This window comes from Hallerella porci (genome assembly GCF_003148885.1).
GTDB classification, from domain to species: domain Bacteria; phylum Fibrobacterota; class Fibrobacteria; order Fibrobacterales; family Fibrobacteraceae; genus Hallerella; species Hallerella porci.
The window spans coordinates 1-18,197 of sequence record NZ_QGHD01000037.1; the positions used below are offsets into that span (position 1 = coordinate 1).

An 18,197-nucleotide genomic window follows, 5' to 3' on the forward strand; every position below is an offset into this window, starting at 1 on the left:
TTTTCGGGAAAAATGTTCCAAAAGTAAAGAAGATTTTACTTAAAATCGAAAAAAGTGGAATGCAAGATTTTAGAACTTCGATTTTAGAGCTTAGAGTTTTCCAAGATCAAAGTTCTCAGCTCTAAGTTCTCAAAACTCCGGTGCGCCATTCTCTACATTTCTCATTTTGCCGTGGACGTTTCAAATGAAATTTCTAGCCTTAAAAGTTTCAGATGGAGGGTTCAAATGAAATTTCTAGCGTCCAAAGTTTCAGATGGAGGGTTCAAATGAAATTTCTAGCGTCCAAAGTTTCAGATGGAGAGTTCAAATGAGATTTCTAGCGTCAAAAGTTTCAGATGGAGAGTTCAAATGAGATTTCTAGCGTCAAAAGTTCCAGATAGAGAGTTCAAATGAAATTTCCAGCCTTAAAAGTTTCAGATAGACAGTTCAAATGAAATTTCCTGCCTCCAAAGTTTTAGATGGAGGGTTCAAATGAAATTTCTCACTCCTAATTTCTAATTTTATCTTATGTTCGACTTCTTTAATTTTTCAGTGACTCCTTGGCATGCGGCGGAAAAATCGCTGCGGAATTTCTCACTTCGGCGTTCGTGGAATTGCGCGAAACGGAAGCTTGGAAATTGGAACAGGGAAAAGCTTATTTTGTGAAGCGCGGGGCGGCGGTTTTTGCTTTTCGAGTGCCAACGACTTGGACGAAAAATTCGCGAGTGATTTTAGCGTCGGCGCATACGGATTTCCCAGCATTAAAAATTACACCGAATCCGGATTTAACTCTCGCGGGAATGCATTTATTGCATCCCGAAATTTACGGCGGTGCACTCAACAATACTTGGTTTGACCGCGATTTAGGCATTGCGGGAATTGCCTTTGTCCAAAGAGAAAATCATCTAGAACAAAAATTGGTGCGGCTTGAAACTCTTTGTCGTATCCCAGAACTCGCTGTTCATTTAAATCGCAAAGTCAACGAAGACGGATTTACGGTAAATCCGCAAACGCAGATGAATGTTTGCTTTTCACAAAAAGAAAGTCGGAAATTTTTGAATGTGTTAGAAGAAAATGTCGGCGAAAAAATCGTCGATTTTGAAATGCAATTTTTTGATGCGCAGCCTGCGGCGCTTGGCGGCCTAGAAAAAGAATGGATTTATTCGGGACGCTTGGATAATTTACTCTCGTGCGAAGCGATTCTTTCTGGATTGCGGGAAGCCTCTGCCGAATCCGAAAATTTCCGCGGGGCATTCTTCTTTGATAGCGAAGAAATCGGTTCCGAAACGCGGGACGGTGCTGCGGGGAATTTTGCGGATGCGATGCTTCTTCGCATTGCCGATTCGTTGTCATTCAATCGCGGAGAATTTTTGGGAATTCTTTCGGATTCGCTTTTGCTTTCTCTCGATGTGGCGCACGCAACGCATCCAGCCTTTTCCGAAAAAATGGAAACGAATCATTCACCGATTTTAGGAAATGGTGTCGTTCTCAAAATCAATGCGAAAAAACGTTACGCGAGTGAAGCGCTTTCGTGTGCAAAATTAAAATTGCTTTCTGAAAAGGCGCAAATTCCGCTGCAAACTTTTGTGAGCCGAAACGATATGCCTTGCGGGAGCACTGTCGAGCCGCATCTTTAGGCAGTTCTCGGAATTCCGACGGTCGATTTGGGCGAAGCCATTCTCAGCATGCACAGCATCCGAGAAATGAGTGCGTTAAAAGATCACCGCGATATGCAAAAATTGATGAAAGAAACTTTTTCGGGAAACTAACGCGGGCGCGTGAAGCGCTCGCTTTATATCTTTTACATTTTTGTGTTTTTAAAAAACTTTTTTGTTTGAATTTGGGGAAAACTTGGGCGGAAAACGCATCCGAAAATTAAAAATTGCCGAAATTTTCGCAAAAAACGGGGAAAATAACGATTGGCATTCATTTTGCTTTTTTTGTGGGTGAAGATAAAACTTCAACAAAAGGATACGTTATGAATAACAAACTTCTCCTCGGTCTTTCTCTGCCGCTAATGGCATCTTCGCTTTTGTTTGCTGAAGATGCAAAAAGCGACGGCCCTACTTTTGCGGTTTCGGGCTCTGTTGAATTTGAAGCGAATACGCATTACAAACAGGTCGATCCGCGCGGAGACATTGACAATAACGGCCAGGACAGTAAATGGTTCCACGATTATTCGTCAACATTTGATCTCCTTTTCCAGGTGAAATTTAACGATAAGTGGTCTGCGGAAGCGGCAATCTCGGCGGATGGTGATAATACCGCTCCGGGGTTCGCTTACGACGGAGCCTTCATCCAGTATCAATTAAACAACAATATCGCCATCAAGGCAGGTGACTTCACTTACTCCGAAGGAGCCTTCCGCTATTACGATTACGATGATCCAGGTGATGCTGCTGCCGGTATGATGGAACGTAGCATCCGCGGTATCGAAGTCGATGCCTACGGATTTGTAATCGGTGCGGGCTTTGGTGCAGACGATGATGATTGCAGCGCAGATTCCGCTGGCGGTTGCACGACTTATGATGTGCACGCTGCTTACGAACTCGCGATTGGTGAACACACGATTCGTCCTTATGTGAACTACAAGAGCTATCAGACTGAAAACGCAAATAGTTTGCGCGCCGGTGTGACTGCAAATCTTGTCTTCGGTAAGGTGGCAAATGTACAGCTCGTCTATGGCCTTTATTCCGATGCACTTTCGGAAGATTCGCCGAAAATGAGCCACGCATTTACCGTGGAACCGGAAGTGAGTTTGGGTAAACTCACCATCAAGGGAACTGCTTATTATGCGCTCCTCGACGATGATGACCCGACTCCAGTCGATGCGCCGGAATATATGTTCGCCTACGTAGAACCGATCTTTGCAATTACCGATCAGCTTTCCCTCGGTGTGCAAGGTGAATATCACACGATGACTCTCGACGATGATGCGGATTTGCAACAAGTCTTCGTCGGTCCGAAAGCTTACTATTCTCCGGTAGAAAAGCTCTCGATGGAAGCATACTTCCACGCTTGCGTTCCGCTTGGCGATGACTACGGCGACTCGGATGATGTTTACTTCGGCGCTGGTGCTTACGTAGGATTCACATTCTAAAAGGAATTTTCCGACTTCTAGGAAACCATGCTCCTATGGGAAGCCGTCTCGCCTCTTGGCGGGGCGGTTTTCTATTTTTGAAATATGAAAATTGTCTTTATGGGAACGCCGACTTTTGCGGCACATTTTTTGGAACATTTACATCAAGGTCCGCACCAAGTTGTGGCTGTCGCAACGCAGCCCGATCGCCCTGTAGGACGCGGACGCATTTTAACTGCGCCACCTGTCAAAGTAAAAGCGCAAGAACTCGGCATTCCTGTTTTGCAGCCGGCTTCCGTCAAAGATGACAATTTTGCAGAAGAACTTTTGCGCTACGACGCAGACCTTTTCGTCGTCGTAGCCTTTTCCATTTTACCGAAGCGCGTTCTCGGTTGCGCAAAATTGGGCGCAGTCAATATTCACGGCAGTTTGCTTCCGAAATATCGCGGCGCAGCCCCTGTGCAATGGGCGATTGCAAACGGCGATAAAGTCACGGGCGTTAGCGTTTTCCTCTTAGACGAAAAAATGGATCACGGTCCCATTTTGGAACAGCGAAAAATCGAAATCGGCGACGATGAAACCGAAGAAGATATTTTGAACAAAATGGTAACTCCTGGCTGTGAAGCGTTGGACGCAGCATTAGCCCGCATTCTTCAAGGCGATTTAGCAAGTCTCCCGGCACAAGAACACGAAAAATCTTCGCCCGCACCGAAGCTCAAAAAAGAAGATGGAAAAATTGATTTTGAAAAATCGGCGGCGGAAATTCACAATCGCATTCGCGCCTTTTTCCCGTGGCCGGGTGGATTTTGCGAATTGAAAGGAAAGACCGCTTACTTCCGGAAAACCGCAGTCGTCGAAGGTTCGCTTCCGCCGGGAAAAGCGCGCGTCGACGGCGATAAACTTTTTGTGGGAACGGGAAACGGCATTTTAGAAGTTTTAGAAATTCAACTCGAAGGAAAGCGTTCCATGCCCGCTGCGGAATTTCTCCGCGGCATTCAAAAAAAGGATAAGGAAAATCTGTGCTTCAAGACGATAGCTTAAAAGAACGTCTTTCGGCGCTTTACGCTCTGATCGATTGGCAAAAAAATGGGACAATGCTTCGCGAGCATGCGCTTTCGCCGTTTGCGAAAGAAGTTGCCCTCGGCGTTTGTCGCAGACATTTGCAGCTTTTATTCGCTATCAAAAAAAGCGTTCATCGCAAGCCGAGTTTAGAAGTTTCAACGATTTTAGAAATGGGAATTTTCCAAATTTTCTTTATGGAAATTCCCGATCGCGCCGCAGTCGATTCGAGCGCAGAACTCGCGCGCCGCGCAAGCCTTGGCGAAGGTTCTGTGAAATTGGTCAATGCGGTTTTGCGAAATCTTTTGCGAAATGGACTTCCGCCGATGCCGACGCAAAATGTGCAGCGGATTAGCATCGAAAATTCCATGCCCGAATGGATGGTACGCAGACTTCTCGATTTTTACGGCAGCGATTACGCCGAAGAATTTTCAAAAGAAACCGTGAATCGTCCGAGTCAATGGATTCGGGTGAATGTGCAAAAAATTTCTGCGGAAAATCTCAAATCGCGTTTAATGCTCGCGGGCAGAATTTACGCAGACCGTTTTATCGAAATTATTGAAGGCAATCAAGAGCCGCGATTAAATGAATTATTAAAAAGCGAAGAATTTCGTCGCGGATTTTTCTCGGTGCAAAATCCCGCTGCATTTGAAGTTACAAAATTGTTGCGTGTGCAAAATGGCATGTCGATTTGGGATGCGTGTGCAGCGCCTGGCGGCAAAAGCGCTCTCCTTGCCGAATCTTTTCCGAAGTCGTCCATTTTAGCGACGGATGCTTCGGCCGAACGCCTGCGCCCGATGCAAGATTTGACGAATCGTCTCAACCTTTCGAATGTGACGGTGCAAACTCTCGATGCGACGCATCACGATTTTTGTGAAAACTTTGATCGCATTTTATTGGACGTTCCTTGCAGCAATTTGGGGGTGCTTTCGCGGCGTCCCGAAGTCAAGTATCGTTTAACGCCCGAAGATTTGAAAGAACTGCCGAAATTGCAATTTGAAATTTTGAATGCAGCGGCAAGTGCCCTCAAAAAAGGCGGCGTGCTCGTGTATGCGACTTGCAGCCCAGACCGCGCCGAAACCGATAAAGTCATCGCAAAATTTTTAGAAAGACATCCGGAATTTGAACGCGAAGGCGAACCGATTCGCATTGAAAAAAATGAATTTGGTTTGGACCGTTTCTTTGCGGCGGCGCTCACGAAAAAATAAAATCGAGGAGGCAGAGATGCCAAAAATTTTATTCTGTTTTTTGCTCGCATTCTCTGCGGTTTCGCTCTTTGCCAAAGAAGACGAAGTTGAATTTGCGCACGCAGCCGTTGCGCTCGAAGGTGGGGCACTTTATTTGCTCGACGATGCGCAAGATGGTTTTGAAGACAGTTATTACGGACTTTTAGAATTTGATTATTCGTTCTTCCGCAATTTTGTTGGCATCGTGCAATTCGGGTATTCGTATTTGCCGACGAAAAGCGGCGTCGATTACGATGGCACGCACATGGCAATCGGACGCATCGGCTTAGATTATCCGATTCCATTTATTCAACCGGTTTCAATCGGCGGCGGATTTACTTGCATTTGGATGCGCGCAGAAGGGGCGGATCCTTCGACATCAACTCTTGACGATAATGAATCGGAATTCGGCGTTTTCGTGCGATTGAATTTACCGATTATCACTCTTGAAAAATGGCGCTTGGGCGCAAAAGTTTATTTCGAAAGTCTGTGGACGGAACCGGAAACTTCGGAAACGGCGCACTTTGGATTTTATCTGCAACGGCAAATTTGGTAAGGAGAAATGCAAATGAAAAAGTTAATTCCGTTTTTTGCTGCTTTTTCCTGCGCCTTTGCAGACATCGCTCCCGAAACCGAAGGCATGATGGACACGCGGACCGATGGAACTTATTTAACCGCATCGCCGACATTCGTCTTTGACCGCAGTTCAAAACAAGGCGGTATCCATTCGGCAAGTGAAGAATGGACTCCCGAAAAATTGCGCTATCGTTTATTTGTCAATCGCATTTCGGAAACGCCTTCGTGGACGCCGCACGAACCTTCGGTTTGGCTTTCGGTCGGCAATGAAATCGGCGATTTAATGTATCAAGATGCGCGGATGAGTCGGGCGCACGAATCTTCGCCCAATCGCACGCCGATGCTCGAAGCGGGATTTCGTTCTAAAAGTTACAGCGGATTGTGGGCGACGGCGCGATATTTTCAAGTCGATCATTACTCCAAAAGCACGATGAATACGCGTGCGAAAATGGTGGGAACGACAAGCTATTCCATCTTTGGCGAAAATCTTCCGTTCTTTAGCACCGCTTACGCAGGGCTCGGTTATACGCATTCTTCTTTTGAAGCGGTGATGCTCGCAGGCCACGAATATATTTGGGAAATGGGAGAAAGCGGGCGCTGGATTCCTGTCGAATATAAACCGCGCGCCGAAGCGAGATTTGACGCCTGCTATTTGCATGCGACTTTTGCCTTTGAAAATGCAGAATACACTCTTTTAAAAGACAAAACCGTCGGCAATCGTAAAGAGTTTAACGGTTCGGTAAAACTCGGCGAAGATTCGCTCGCACAAAAAAAGCGCATGTGGAATTTAGCGCTCGGCGTTGCATTCCGCGCGGTGGACGATAGCGGGGCAGTGCCTTTTGGCATCAAAGATGATTACGTCGTTTTTCCCTTTTTAGAAGTTTCCTTGAACCCGACAAAGCGTTTACAATTCGCCGGATTTATTGGGACGAGCGGACGCGAATTTGCGAGTAAAGACAGCGTCAATTTAAGCTTCCCCGAATTTTCGGGAGTAAATGCAAACGTCGGATTTAAAAATCATATCGCATCAACTTTAAACCCGCTCGGCGAAGATTATGAATATTTTGGTTCGGATACGATTCATCTTCGGACGGATGGATTGATGCAACTGCACCGCGCTTACGCCGATTTGCGCAGCCGCATTCAATTCATCGAACTCGGGATGAATTTCGGCGGTTGGATTGAAAAAGGCGCAGAAACTTTTGATGTAAAATCGCGGAAAAAAGATGCGACCGAAAAACGTCCGCTCGTTTACCGCACAGGCGACGTCGATCGCATCGATTCTTGGATTCGCGGCATTTCGGGCGAAGCCGAAGTCGCATTGCATTACGAAAAAATGCTTTCGCTTTCAGCGCGCGCGGGCTTTGAACGCATCGAAGGTAGCGAAGAACGTTTCGAAGTCAATCCCGCCGAAGAATGGGTTTCTATCGGCGCCTATTGGAATTTGTGGAATCGATTCTTTGTCGAACATTCTTGGTCTTATCGTTCCGATGCGCAGTGGAATTTACGCACCGAAGACCCGTTCGTCGTCAAGGGCAGTTGGTATTGGAACGCATCTCTCACGCAGAATTTTCCGGCTTATGGTCTTTCGCTCAAAGCGACTCTCATCCATTCTTTGGGAAAAAGCCTGACGATGGTACCGAACGGTGGCGAAGATTTAACGCGATTCTTCTGCAATATCGTGAAGACTTTCTAAGCAAAAGCCCGAAGCGATTTGTTAATTTCTCGGAAAATTATTTCTGCGGTTTCCATTCAATTTGCGAAAGGATGACCGCAGCAAACATCAAAATGCAGCCGATGCCTTCTTGAAGGCTCAAGTGTTCTCCCAAATAAACCCAACCCGAAAGCACCGCAAAAACGGATTCGAGGCTCATCAAAAGCGAAGCGACTGTGGGCTTTAATTTATTCTGGGCGATGATTTGCAGCGTAAATGCGACGCCGCTCGAAAGAATGGCTGCGTATAAAAGCGGAATCCACGGCGTTCCATGCGAATAAACATCGACAATCGTGTGCAATTCGGAAACGGAACTTTTTAAATCGATGAAAAAAGTGGGGAAAATAGAAAGAATCGCGACGACCAAAAATTGAATTGCCGAAAGTCGCACATTGTCAACGCGGGTCACGTATTTGTCGACGACTAAAATTTGTACCGCAAAAGCGATCGCGCAGAGAAGTAAAATGCTATCGGAAAGTTGAATGGAAAAATCTTCTTTAATGCAGAGCAGATAGAGCCCGCAGAGAGTGAGTAAAACGCAAAACCAAATTTTGAACGAACTTTTTTTGCCGAGGAAAAGGCTTAAAATCGGGACGAAGATAATGTAGCAAGTCGTTAAAAATCCCGCTTTCCCCGCCGGCGTTCCGAGGAAAATTCCCGATTGCTGTAAATTCATTCCGCAAAACATCGCGAGCCCGCAGAAAATTCCCGCTTTCCAAAGCAATTTTTTTTCTGCAGAATTTTTCGGACGACGCGGACTTTTTCCGAGTTTATCGAGAATTTTGGCTAAGCCGAAAAGCACTGCGGTCGCAATAAAATTGCGGATGCAAACAAAGGTAAATGGCCCGACGGAATTGCCTTCGACTTGGGCGACGAATGTTGAACCCCAAAGAAAGGCGGTTAACACCAACAAAAAACTGTATCCAAGATTTGCCACAGCGTTAACGAAAATTTAATGGATGTTTGATTTGAGAGTTTCGACGACGCGAGAAAATGTCGCATCTTCTTGCATTTCTTTTTCGATGGTTTTAATCGCGTGCATCACCGTCGAATGATCGCGGTTTCCAAATCGCATGCCGACGCTTTTTAAGCTGAGAGTTGTAAGCGACTTCATCAAATACATCGCGACTTGGCGAGCATGAGCGACTTCTTTTGTGCCGCGACCTGCTTCGAGCAATTTATCTTCGGGCACTTCAAAGTATTGCGAAACGGCGTGAATTACCGATTCAATGCCGACGCGGCGTTTGATGTTGGGAATAATATCGGCGACGACTTGACGCGCAAGCGAAATGCTAATGTCTTGCTTTAACAAGCTGGATTTAATCGCCAAATGCACGATGGCAGATTCTAGCGGGCGAACGCTTCCTTCGATATTTTCGGCGAGGTAAGCGAATACGTCATCGGAAATATCCAAGTGGCTGTTGAACGCTTTTTTTCGAAGGATGGCTTCGCGGGTTTCGAGCGCGGGCGGTTGAATGTCCACGGTTAAGCCCGACGAAAAACGGCTCACCAAACGATCCGAAAGGCTTTTCACTTCGGCGGCGGGCGCGTCAGAAGTCAGCACGATTTGTTTTCCCGCTTGATGCAGCGTATTGAAAATATGGAAAAATTCGTTCTGCGTTTCGGTCGAACCGCTCCAATTCTGAATATCGTCGATTAAAAGAACATCGACATCGTTGCGGTAGAACGAAGACCATTCATTGGTGTTGCCGTTGCGAATGCTTTCGGTATATTCCCGCTGAAAATCGTTCGCGGGGATGTAACGCACCACTTTTCCCGAAGCGTTTCCCAAAATGTAATTGCCAATCGCTTGGAGCAAATGCGTTTTCCCAAGTCCCGATGCGCCGTAAATAAACAGCGGATTGTATTTGCTATGTTCTGGATTTTCGGCGACAGCAAACGCTGCGCTAAACGCTAATTTGGATTTATCGCCGACGACGAAATTTTCAAAGCTAAATTCTTCGGCAAGTTTAATCGATTGACAGAAATTATTCGAAACCATTGCCACGGACGGTTTGGATTCGGGATGTTGAAATTCGAAATCCAAATGTTGCCCGGTGACTTTTTGCCAGCTCATTTCCAAAAGCATTTTATACGGCAAATATGCCTTCACATCTTTGTCGGCGGGGAAGAGAACTGTCACGCGGCGATCGGTCACATTCGCCAGTTCCAATTTGGCAAATAAATCATTAAAAACGGCGTCCGAAATCGAACCGTGCAAATCTTTCAAACAATTCTCAAGCTGGGGATTCATAGGCTATAATTTAATTATTATTGGGGCTATGATGGACTTGGTACTTTTAATCGGGGCTCTCTTTTGGTTGCCCTTGATTTTGTGGCTCGCTTTATTTTTGTGGGCCCGTTTTTTTGCATATCCATTGTTTTTAAAACGGCAAATTCGGCGGGGAAAAACCTGGTGTTACGTCCCCGAGTGGTGGTCAAAAAAGACCTTTCTGCGTTTTGGAACGCAATTTTTACTGATTTTTCTCGCCATTTTAGCGGCGTTTTCTTCGACGGCGACGATTTTTTGGCTTGCGCCCACTCCCGTTTACTGGCTCGCTTTTTTAATGGTCGCCTTTCTTATTCTCGCAAAACCGTTTACGACTTGGGCGATGCAGCGCGCATATCGTTTAGAAATCAACGCTTATTTTTTGGAGTATCGGAATCAGCAAAAATTTTACAGCCAATCGGGAAGGACTCTTTCGGAAGAAGATCTCGCGGGTCATACTGCGTGGGCTTTTCGCAATGCGATGAAAAAAGCGGAAACCGAAAAACGTCTTTTCCCGTATCTCAAGGAAATGTCCAAACTCGAACTCGCCTCCGAAAAGGAAGAAGCTCATGCCAGCGCTTAATTCTCTTGATGTGAAAAAAAATTTTGAGTATGCAGACAAAATGCTGCTTCTCGTTTCGCGGACATTTGCCCTCAACATTAACCGCCTTTCAGGAAATTTGCGCAAGTCAATTCTCCTCGCGTATTTGTATCTGCGAATTGCGGACACCGTCGAAGATGATGCGAAACTTTCTGTCGAAGAAAAATTGAAATTGCTCGGGCTTTTTTCGTCGATTTTTAAACCGAAGGCCGATGCGCAAAAAGCGACTGCGGAATTTGTCCAAGCACTTCCGAATTCATTTCAAAATTCCGAAGATCCGAATTACGATCTTTGCTTGAACGCCGAAAAAGTAGTGCCGCTTCTTTGGACATTTGACGCGGATTATGTTCAACCCATTTCGGAAACCGTCGTCGAAATGTGCGAAGGCATGGCCGATTCCATTCAGCAAATGGGAACTTCTTTGGAACGCGGCTGGTTTACTCTTTCGACGATGTCGGATTTATTGCGTTACTGCTATTATGTCGCAGGCATTGTCGGAAAATTGCTCACGAAATTATTCGCTGCAAAAAATTCTGCAATCAACGAAACGCGTTTGCAAAAATTGAAAATGTTGGATGTCAGTTTTGGCCTTGCGTTACAACTGGTGAATATCATCAAAGATGTCCGCGAAGATTCCGAACGCAAAGTGTGCTTTGTGCCCGAGATGATTTGCCATTGTCACGGCTTTGAAAATTCGCCCGCGATGTTTGCCGAAAACGCCGACAAAAAAGCGCGCGCCTCGGTGATGAAAGAATTGGTCGCCGAAGCGTGGCGTCATTTGGACGATGCGATTGAATACACGATTACGATTCCGCGCAGAAATCCGCAAATTCGCCTTTTCTGTTTGTGGCCGTTATTTATGGCTGCAAAAAATCTTTCGATTATGGGCGATTGTTCGCTTTTATTTGATGAAGAACGCAAATTGAAAATTACCCGCGATGATGTGAAGCAAATCGTCAAATCGACGAGTCTTCATTTCTATTCCAATTCGTGGATTCGCAAAAATTTTGAAATGTTGAGGAATGGAAAATGAACGAAAAATTCCGCTTACTCAAATCGTGGAAATTTCATTTAGCCTTTATTTTCGTTTCGATTTTCATCGATCAGGCAACGAAAATTTGGGCGGTGGCATATCTTTCTCCGACTTTTGAAAATCCGCTCGGGCGCATTGTGCATGTCATCGGAGAGCTTTTGCAATTTCGTTTGGCGTATAATTATGGCGCCGCATTTAGCAGTCGCCCGCAAGATATTTTGCCGTTCCTTCCGCCGACGATTTTCTTCCTTCTAATTTCGATTATCGCGACTTTCGTTTTGATTTATTTTTACCGTTCCGTGAAGCGCGGCGATTTTTTGGTGCGCTCGGGAATTGCGATGATTATGTCGGGCGCACTCGGCAATTTTGCAGATCGGATGCGCTTAGGAAAAGTGGTGGATTTTATCGATTGCGATTTCCCCGATTTTATGATGGCGCGTTGGCCCACATTCAATTTCGCCGACTGTTGCGTCACCGTGGGCGTAGCACTTGTAATTCTTTCTCCCGTAATTTATAAATTGATGCAATACACTCCAGAAGGTTCTCATGACAAAGAAAAATGCAGCGACAAAAAGTGAATTTCCTCAATTCGTCGTTTCCGAAAAAGAATCGGGTGAACGTCTGGACAAATTTCTGCAAGGAAAGTTGAAAGATTTTTCGCGGACGGATATTCAAAAACTCATCGCCGACGGTGCTGTTCTCGCAGGCGGTTCCGTAGCCAAGAAAAATTTGCGGTTAAATGAAGGCGTTGCAGTTACGCTTTCGGCTCTTCCCGAAAAAGAATCTTCGGAATTAAAGCCTGAAAAAATGAAACTGAACATCGTTTACGAAGACGATGATGTGGCGGTTATTTTTAAGCCGCGCGGCGTTGTCGTGCATCCGGGAAATGGCGCGGCGACAGGCACTTTGGCGGCGGGACTTCTGTATTATTTTAAGGATAAACTTTCGACTGTGAATGGTCCGCTTCGCCCAGGAATTGTGCATCGCTTGGACAAAGATACGCCGGGATTAATGGTCGTCGCCAAAAATGATAAAGCGCATCGCCATTTAGCGCATCAGTTGGAAACGCGGACATTGCACCGCAAATACGAAGCGCTCATCTGGGGACATCCTCGCGATCTTTCGGGCGAAATTGAACTTCCGGTGGGACGCGATCCGAAATCGCGCATCCGCATGGCGGTCGTTAAAAACGGCAAGTATGCGAAGACGCGTTACAAAGCCAAAGAATTTTTTGCCATTGCAACGTTGATGGAATACGAACTCGATACGGGGCGCACGCACCAAATCCGCGTTCATTCGCGTTTCACAGGGCATCCGATTGTCGGCGATCCAATTTACGAAGGGCGTGAAGCATCGCTTTCTCGTGTGCCGCCGCTTTATCACGATACCGCAGAAGAACTTTTGAAAATGGCGCCTGCGCAATTTTTGCAAGCGGTAGAAATCACTTTTATGCATCCGACGAAGCGTAAAAAAATGACATTCTCCGTTCCTCTCGAAAAGCCGTTTGAACAAGCGGTAAAATTCCTCGAAAAGGAATGTCTGCAAACCGCGCCGACTTTCGACGCCGATACGAGTTTCCGCGATTTCACCGAAACGGAAATCAATAATCCGTATTTGGAAGAAGAAATTGAAGACGAAGAAGAATATCCTTACGAAGAAGAACCGGTGAAGGAACGTTTAACGCGAGCGGAACGTTATGAAATGAAAAAAGAACGCCGCAAAAAGCGCAAAGAAATCGAAGCGGAAAAGCGAGAAAAGAAAGAACGCAAAGCCGCAGAAAAGCGTGGCGAAGCTTATGTTCCGAAAACCGATGTCGTCACCGGTTACGAACCGACGATTGACCCGTCTTATTTGGAATGACAAAACGCAGAAAAGTGACTATATTCTCTGCGTCAAATTTGTCCGCGTAGCTCAATTGGATAGAGTGTCAGTTTCCGAAACTGAAGGTCACGAGTTCGACTCTCGTCGTGGGCACTGAAAAACGCTCCGCATTTGCGGAGCGTTTTTAGTTTTTTCATTTCTCGTTAAACAGCGCGGACGATTTTTCCCGTGAGTTCGTGCGGTTCTGCATCGAGAATTTTCACCCAGTAAAATTCTCCTGGCGTCGCATCGCCTTCAACGATTTTCACAATATCATCGGAATCGAGCGAATTGCCTTCGGTGCGTCCGATGAAATGGTAATCGCTTTCTTCGGCGACTTCGTCGATCAAAACCTTCACTTCTTTGCCGATAAACGCTTCGGTTGCTTCGCTCGAAATTTCTTCTTGGACATCGTTAATCGCATCCAATCGGGCGCGGGCTTGGTCTTCGGGCACAGGCGTTTCGGTAAGCTGTAACGCCGGCGTTCCTTCTTCGGGGCTAAAGACGAAACCGCCCAAATGTTCGAAGCGCACATCTTGAATGAGTTGCATTAACTCTTCAAAATCTTCTTGCGTTTCGCCGGGGAAGCCGACCAAAACTGTTGTGCGAAGAGTAACTCCCGGAATTTTTTCGCGCATTTTGAAAAGCATTTCGCGAAGACTTTTTTGCGTGTAATGGCGGCGCATTAACTTCAAAATTTTATCGTTGGCATGCTGAATTGGCATGTCGATATATTTGCAAAGTCGCGGTTCGTTTGCCATCAGTTCCAAAAGTTCGTCATCGATAAATTGCGGATACCAATAGAGAGTCCGAATCCAAGGAATTTTTGTTTCGGCGAGAATTGCTTTCAAAAGTTTTGTAAGCGTAGGACCGCGGACGCCTTGTTCGTGGCCGTAGAATGTCGTGTCTTGCGCGATAAGAGTCAATTCTTTGACGCCTTGCGCTTCTAATTCTTTGGCTTCTTGAACGATACTTTCAATTGAAAACGAAACTTGTTTTCCGCGGATGTTTGGAATGGCGCAGAAAGCGCAGCGACGATCGCAGCCTTCGGCAATTTTGAGATATGCGTGATGCGGAAAATCGCCGAGGTTTAAACGCTTAATATTTTCGGTGCCGCTGGATTTTTCGCCGAGTCCGAGAACTTGTAAAATTTTTCCGGGCTCATAAGTGCCAAGCCAATAATCGACTTCGGGCATTTCCTTCGGCAGTTCTTCTTTGTAACGTCCCGAAAGGCAACCGGAAACGATGAGTTTTTGCGCGGGCTTTTTGATTTCGACAAAAGACAGAACCGCATTGATGGATTCTTCTTTGGCAGCTTCAATAAAACCGCAAGTATTCACCAAAAGATAATCGGCTTTTTCTGCCGACGGTGCAGAAACAAATCCGACCGAATAAAGTTCGGCTAAAAGATGTTCCGCATCGACTTGATTTTTTGCGCAGCCTAATTGAGCTGCAAAAATTTTGGGATGCTTCATTTATTCCCAGTCGTCGTAAACTTCTTGAGCTGCCGGAGCGGGAGCTGGTGCAGGTTCTTGTGCGGGAGCCGGAGCTTCTGCTGCGGGCTGTTCTGTCGGAACTTCTGCCGGAGCAGGTTCTGCTTCGGGGGCTGGTGCCGGTGCAGCTTCTGCTGCGGGTTCTTCGACAGGAGCCGGTTCTTGTGCCGGGGCAACTTCTTCAACAGGAGCTTCTGCAGCGGGAGATTCTGCGGCCGGAGTGGAGCTTGTGAAAGAACCCGAATTGTTGTAAGAATCCGAATTGCTGTAAGATTCTGTCGCTTCGCCCGAGGCTGCCGAGCCAACGGTATCGTTTGCTTTGTTATCAATCCACCAAGCAAAGCCGAGCGGTTCGAGCGCAGACTTGCCGTAAGATTTTGCGTCTTCAATTTTTTTGAAGTAACCGATGCGGACGCGGTAATAAGAACCTTCGAGTTCACCCGGATTTTCTACTTGAGCGAGATAGCCTTTAATGCCTTTTTCTTCCAACTTTTTTAGGATTGCTTTTGCAGCGCTCTTCGACGGTTGAATGCTCACCTGAATGACAACGGCGCCTTCCGTTCCCGGTTGTACGACATCACCGCTCAAAGTAAATGTTCCCTTGTCTGCGGACGAAGTTGCCGAGAGCGATTCAATCGATTGCAACTGCGGCATTTCTTGCTTGGCTGCAGTATCGGGGGCTGCTGCCGGAGCTTCTACTTTCTTTGCCGGCTTGATTTCGGGTACAATTTCGTCTTCTTCGTTGCATCCTGCGATCATTAGTCCAGCGATTGCCGAGAGAGCAAAGGCGGAAACTTTGGAAAATTGAGTCATTCTCGCTCCTATAAAGTCAAAGAACTTTTTGTATTAAAATATACATAAGTCTTTGAATTATCGCAAGTTGTGGATATTTTAAAGCGAAAAATTTCACAGAGAAAAGCGGGAACTCTCTTTTCACCCTTGACGAAATTTGCTTTTTTGAATATATTTGCGATGCATTTTAAAAATTTTCAACCCAAGGAATCGAATGATCGGTGTCGTAGTAAAGCCTAATGAACCTTTCGAACGCGCTCTTAAGCGTTTCACCAAGTCTTGCGAAAAGAATGGCATCATCTCTGACGTGAAGAAGCGTCAGCGCTATGAAAAGCCGTCCGAAGAAAAGAAGCGCATTGAAACTTCTGCTCGTCGCAAGCGCCTCAAAGAACTTGCAGACGCAAATCGCAAGCGCCTCTACTAATTCGTCGCTTTTTTACGAATGCCAAGGGAATGTATCATATACATTCCCTTTTAGTGTTTCTATTTTTCGCTCGAACTTAAACTCCCGGTCTGGGAAAAGGACACAATATGGCAGATTCTCTCGTTAAGGCAGAAAGCCCTCTTCTTCAAGAAATTTTGGCAGACATCAAGGCGGCGATGAAGGCGCATGATTCGGTCACGCTCGAAGTCCTTCGTACCCTCCATTCCGACATCAAGAATGTGGCGATCAATGCAAAGAAAAATGTGACAGATGACATCGTTCTCGACGTTCTCGCCAAGAGCATCAAGCAGCGTAACGAATCAATCGAAATGCTCCGCAAGGGCGGTCGTGAAGAAAACGCTCAGGAAGAAGAAAAGACTCTCGCCGTTTACCAGAAGTATCTCCCGAAGCAGCTCTCGGAAGATGAAGTAAAGGCCCTGATCGAAGAGATCAAGACCCAGGTTGGAGCTCAGGGCCCCAAGGACATGGGGAAGATCATGAAGGAACTTACCCCGAAGACGAAAGGCCGCTTCGACGGTCGTCGCGTGAGCGATCTCGTCAAAGAAGCACTTGCCTGATTAAATTTTTGTTTTGAATGGAGCAACCAGCAGCATCTGTCGATTGCTTTGCCGTTTAAAGGTTCATAGATGAAATTAGTCTGATCTCGGAATTTTGAGGCAGACGATTTCTTGTGAATTTGTTTCAGACAAACATTCGGCAGAAAAAATGCGTGGGTTTTATGCGTTTCCTACAATTTGAAGGATCAGAAATCGGACGTTTATCTTTGGCATACGATTGTTTATTTCTGAAAATTGAGTTGCTTTCTGGTTCATTGCTGAGGATTAGTGATTTTCCCATCGGAGCAAGAAAGAGATTCAAATGATTTATTCTTTTCTATAAGAGTTCCTGACCCTATAGATGATTTCCGTGCTGCGGCGAGTTTTTTAAATTGAGCCATATCTCCATTTAGAGCTTGAAAAACGCACTTGAGCTTTTCTCGGAGAATAAGTCCCTCGGAGGATGATAATTGTTTAGAAGCCGGAAACTGAGTTTCATTAAGCAAGTCGGAATTTTCGCCAAAAAGATGGAATTGATTTGCATCTCCGCTGTAGATGACTTGGATAGGAGGCAGGTAATTGCTGCGGAAATATCCTGTACCGACCAAACTCCATAGAAGTACTTTTGAATCTTTATCGAAAATTATTCTGTTAAGTCTTTCTGCGTATTCAGTTTGTGCCCTGACTAAAAGACTGTAATCTTTTCCATCTTTAAGATTAATCCCTCCGTATAAAATTATCGAAGTTAAATCGTCGAGATCAATTTGTTCATTTCCGTTCTCTTTTGCAATTTTATTTCTTTTGAACGTAATTCCTGTTCCGCTGAGGTCTAGTACGTAAGATTCTGTTGCTAGGATTTTAGCTAAAGCTGTATTGATGAGTTTTAAGGGACCGTGGTTTCCTGAATTGATCTTCTCAAGATATTCGCTGAATTTCGTTTCATAATCGTTTAGTAAAAAGCCGATTTGTCGATCGGAACGGTTTGGGGATTGTCCTAACTGGTCAATTCCTCTTTGGATCGTTAGAATTGCTTTTTCTAATGTTTGCTTTGAATATTTCGCCAAATTCTCTTCGGTTTTTTTATTTTTGGTTGTCTTGAGTTTTTTCAAATAGAGTCTTGTTTCTTTTTCAAAATCTCGATAAAGAATGTGTATCGCTTCTGCGAATGTTTGTGAAGTTGGAGTCATGAATGCTTTGGTATGACTGAATTTTTCATCCATCGTTTCCAAGTATTCGTGGATGGTTTTATAAATGTCGTTGTTTTGTGAAGTCTCTTTAGAATGATCGAATTCTTCTAAAGCCTTGTTAAATTCTTCAACGTCGTCGATTAAAGAAGCTAAGTCTTGTGATTTGAGTTCATTTAAAATTTCTCTCCTTTTTTCAAAATCTTTTATTTTGGACAATTGAAGAATTGCGTCAATCCAACCCGTTATAGATTAAGCAGATAAATACTTTACAAAACAAGCAAAGTTTACTATATTTGCATCATGGAAAAAGATGATGCAAGAAAGAATGTCCAGAGCCTTCTCGAAAAA

General features: G+C 45.4%; 16 protein-coding genes, 1 tRNA gene and 1 pseudogene. 13 read left to right on the forward strand and 5 right to left on the reverse strand.

Annotated elements, in window-relative coordinates; genetic code table 11:
- Positions 1-587: 587 nt before the first annotated feature.
- From B0H50_RS11875 to B0H50_RS11900, 6 genes and pseudogenes are all read left to right on the forward strand, one after another.
- Positions 588-1,748 (forward strand): annotated as a pseudogene (locus tag B0H50_RS11875) (M18 family aminopeptidase).
- A 209-nt stretch (positions 1,749-1,957) separates the two neighbouring features.
- Entirely contained in the window at positions 1,958-3,079 is a 1,122-nt protein-coding gene (locus tag B0H50_RS11880; protein WP_146129172.1) for a hypothetical protein, read from the forward strand.
- 84 nt (positions 3,080-3,163) lie between these two features.
- Positions 3,164-4,099, forward strand: a complete 936-nt coding sequence (gene fmt, locus B0H50_RS11885) for a methionyl-tRNA formyltransferase (protein WP_106198577.1) — start codon at positions 3,164-3,166, stop codon at positions 4,097-4,099.
- The gene (locus B0H50_RS11890) at positions 4,078-5,325 is read left to right on the forward strand and encodes a transcription antitermination factor NusB (protein WP_106198578.1); all 1,248 of its coding nucleotides are present in this window, start codon (positions 4,078-4,080) and stop codon (positions 5,323-5,325) included. The genes fmt and B0H50_RS11890 overlap by 22 nt, the downstream gene beginning before the upstream one ends.
- Before the next feature lie 16 nt (positions 5,326-5,341).
- Entirely contained in the window at positions 5,342-5,899 is a 558-nt protein-coding gene (locus tag B0H50_RS11895) for a hypothetical protein (protein ID WP_109587827.1), read from the forward strand.
- 12 nt (positions 5,900-5,911) lie between these two features.
- Positions 5,912-7,615, forward strand: a complete 1,704-nt coding sequence (locus B0H50_RS11900) for a hypothetical protein (RefSeq protein WP_146193760.1) — start codon at positions 5,912-5,914, stop codon at positions 7,613-7,615.
- A gap of 37 nt (positions 7,616-7,652) precedes the next feature.
- Here B0H50_RS11900 and B0H50_RS11905 read toward each other — a convergent pair whose 3' ends face one another.
- Complete coding sequence (locus B0H50_RS11905; RefSeq protein WP_109587829.1) at positions 7,653-8,570, reverse strand: DMT family transporter; 918 nt, start codon at positions 8,568-8,570, stop codon at positions 7,653-7,655.
- A 15-nt stretch (positions 8,571-8,585) separates the two neighbouring features.
- Positions 8,586-9,887 (reverse strand): chromosomal replication initiator protein DnaA, encoded by a 1,302-nt coding sequence (gene dnaA, locus B0H50_RS11910; protein ID WP_106198582.1) that lies wholly within the window; start codon positions 9,885-9,887, stop codon positions 8,586-8,588.
- A 124-nt stretch (positions 9,888-10,011) separates the two neighbouring features.
- On the opposite strand from dnaA, the gene B0H50_RS11915 reads away from it, so the two are divergent.
- The 5 genes from B0H50_RS11915 (at position 10,012) to B0H50_RS11935 (ending at position 13,510) form a co-directional block, all read left to right on the forward strand.
- Entirely contained in the window at positions 10,012-10,485 is a 474-nt protein-coding gene (locus B0H50_RS11915; protein ID WP_146129174.1) for a hypothetical protein, read from the forward strand.
- The gene (locus B0H50_RS11920; protein WP_106198584.1) at positions 10,472-11,536 is read left to right on the forward strand and encodes a squalene/phytoene synthase family protein; all 1,065 of its coding nucleotides are present in this window, start codon (positions 10,472-10,474) and stop codon (positions 11,534-11,536) included. The genes B0H50_RS11915 and B0H50_RS11920 overlap by 14 nt, the downstream gene beginning before the upstream one ends.
- Positions 11,533-12,114 carry a signal peptidase II gene (lspA, locus tag B0H50_RS11925; RefSeq protein ID WP_106198585.1) on the forward strand — a complete coding sequence of 194 codons (582 nt, stop codon included), beginning with the start codon at positions 11,533-11,535 and terminating at the stop codon, positions 12,112-12,114. Before B0H50_RS11920 ends, lspA begins: the two co-directional genes overlap by 4 nt.
- Positions 12,083-13,396, forward strand: coding sequence for an RluA family pseudouridine synthase (locus B0H50_RS11930; protein ID WP_106198586.1), 1,314 nt, complete (start codon positions 12,083-12,085; stop codon positions 13,394-13,396). The genes lspA and B0H50_RS11930 overlap by 32 nt, the downstream gene beginning before the upstream one ends.
- A gap of 40 nt (positions 13,397-13,436) precedes the next feature.
- Positions 13,437-13,510, forward strand: a tRNA-Arg gene (locus tag B0H50_RS11935).
- A gap of 50 nt (positions 13,511-13,560) precedes the next feature.
- Here B0H50_RS11935 and rimO read toward each other — a convergent pair.
- Complete coding sequence (gene rimO / locus B0H50_RS11940; RefSeq protein ID WP_109587830.1) at positions 13,561-14,871, reverse strand: 30S ribosomal protein S12 methylthiotransferase RimO; 1,311 nt, start codon at positions 14,869-14,871, stop codon at positions 13,561-13,563.
- The gene (locus B0H50_RS11945) at positions 14,872-15,702 is read right to left on the reverse strand and encodes an SPOR domain-containing protein (protein WP_106198588.1); all 831 of its coding nucleotides are present in this window, start codon (positions 15,700-15,702) and stop codon (positions 14,872-14,874) included.
- Between the two features lie 193 nt (positions 15,703-15,895).
- Between B0H50_RS11945 and rpsU the strand changes: the two genes are divergently transcribed.
- Positions 15,896-16,105: a 30S ribosomal protein S21 gene (rpsU, locus tag B0H50_RS11950; protein WP_106198589.1), complete on the forward strand. Its 210-nt coding sequence runs from the start codon at positions 15,896-15,898 to the stop codon at positions 16,103-16,105.
- 107 nt (positions 16,106-16,212) lie between these two features.
- Positions 16,213-16,683 (forward strand): GatB/YqeY domain-containing protein, encoded by a 471-nt coding sequence (locus B0H50_RS11955; protein ID WP_109587831.1) that lies wholly within the window; start codon positions 16,213-16,215, stop codon positions 16,681-16,683.
- A gap of 251 nt (positions 16,684-16,934) precedes the next feature.
- Here B0H50_RS11955 and B0H50_RS11960 read toward each other — a convergent pair whose 3' ends face one another.
- The gene (locus tag B0H50_RS11960) at positions 16,935-18,065 is read right to left on the reverse strand and encodes a hypothetical protein (protein WP_109587832.1); all 1,131 of its coding nucleotides are present in this window, start codon (positions 18,063-18,065) and stop codon (positions 16,935-16,937) included.
- Positions 18,066-18,197 lie beyond the last annotated feature (132 nt).

Bases quoted from the DNA above. Each gene is read 5' to 3' on its own strand.
- dnaA (WP_106198582.1), bottom strand. From the start codon at position 9,887: ATGAATCCCCAGCTTGAGAATTGTTTGAAAGATTTGCACGGTTCGATT.
- B0H50_RS11900 (WP_146193760.1), top strand. From the start codon at position 5,912: ATGAAAAAGTTAATTCCGTTTTTTGCTGCTTTTTCCTGCGCCTTTGCA.
- rimO (WP_109587830.1), bottom strand. From the start codon at position 14,871: ATGAAGCATCCCAAAATTTTTGCAGCTCAATTAGGCTGCGCAAAAAAT.
- fmt (WP_106198577.1), top strand. From the start codon at position 3,164: ATGAAAATTGTCTTTATGGGAACGCCGACTTTTGCGGCACATTTTTTG.
- B0H50_RS11945 (WP_106198588.1), bottom strand. From the start codon at position 15,702: ATGACTCAATTTTCCAAAGTTTCCGCCTTTGCTCTCTCGGCAATCGCT.
- B0H50_RS11895 (WP_109587827.1), top strand. From the start codon at position 5,342: ATGCCAAAAATTTTATTCTGTTTTTTGCTCGCATTCTCTGCGGTTTCG.
- B0H50_RS11880 (WP_146129172.1), top strand. From the start codon at position 1,958: ATGAATAACAAACTTCTCCTCGGTCTTTCTCTGCCGCTAATGGCATCT.
- B0H50_RS11930 (WP_106198586.1), top strand. From the start codon at position 12,083: ATGACAAAGAAAAATGCAGCGACAAAAAGTGAATTTCCTCAATTCGTC.
- B0H50_RS11955 (WP_109587831.1), top strand. From the start codon at position 16,213: ATGGCAGATTCTCTCGTTAAGGCAGAAAGCCCTCTTCTTCAAGAAATT.
- lspA (WP_106198585.1), top strand. From the start codon at position 11,533: ATGAACGAAAAATTCCGCTTACTCAAATCGTGGAAATTTCATTTAGCC.
- rpsU (WP_106198589.1), top strand. From the start codon at position 15,896: ATGATCGGTGTCGTAGTAAAGCCTAATGAACCTTTCGAACGCGCTCTT.
- B0H50_RS11920 (WP_106198584.1), top strand. From the start codon at position 10,472: ATGCCAGCGCTTAATTCTCTTGATGTGAAAAAAAATTTTGAGTATGCA.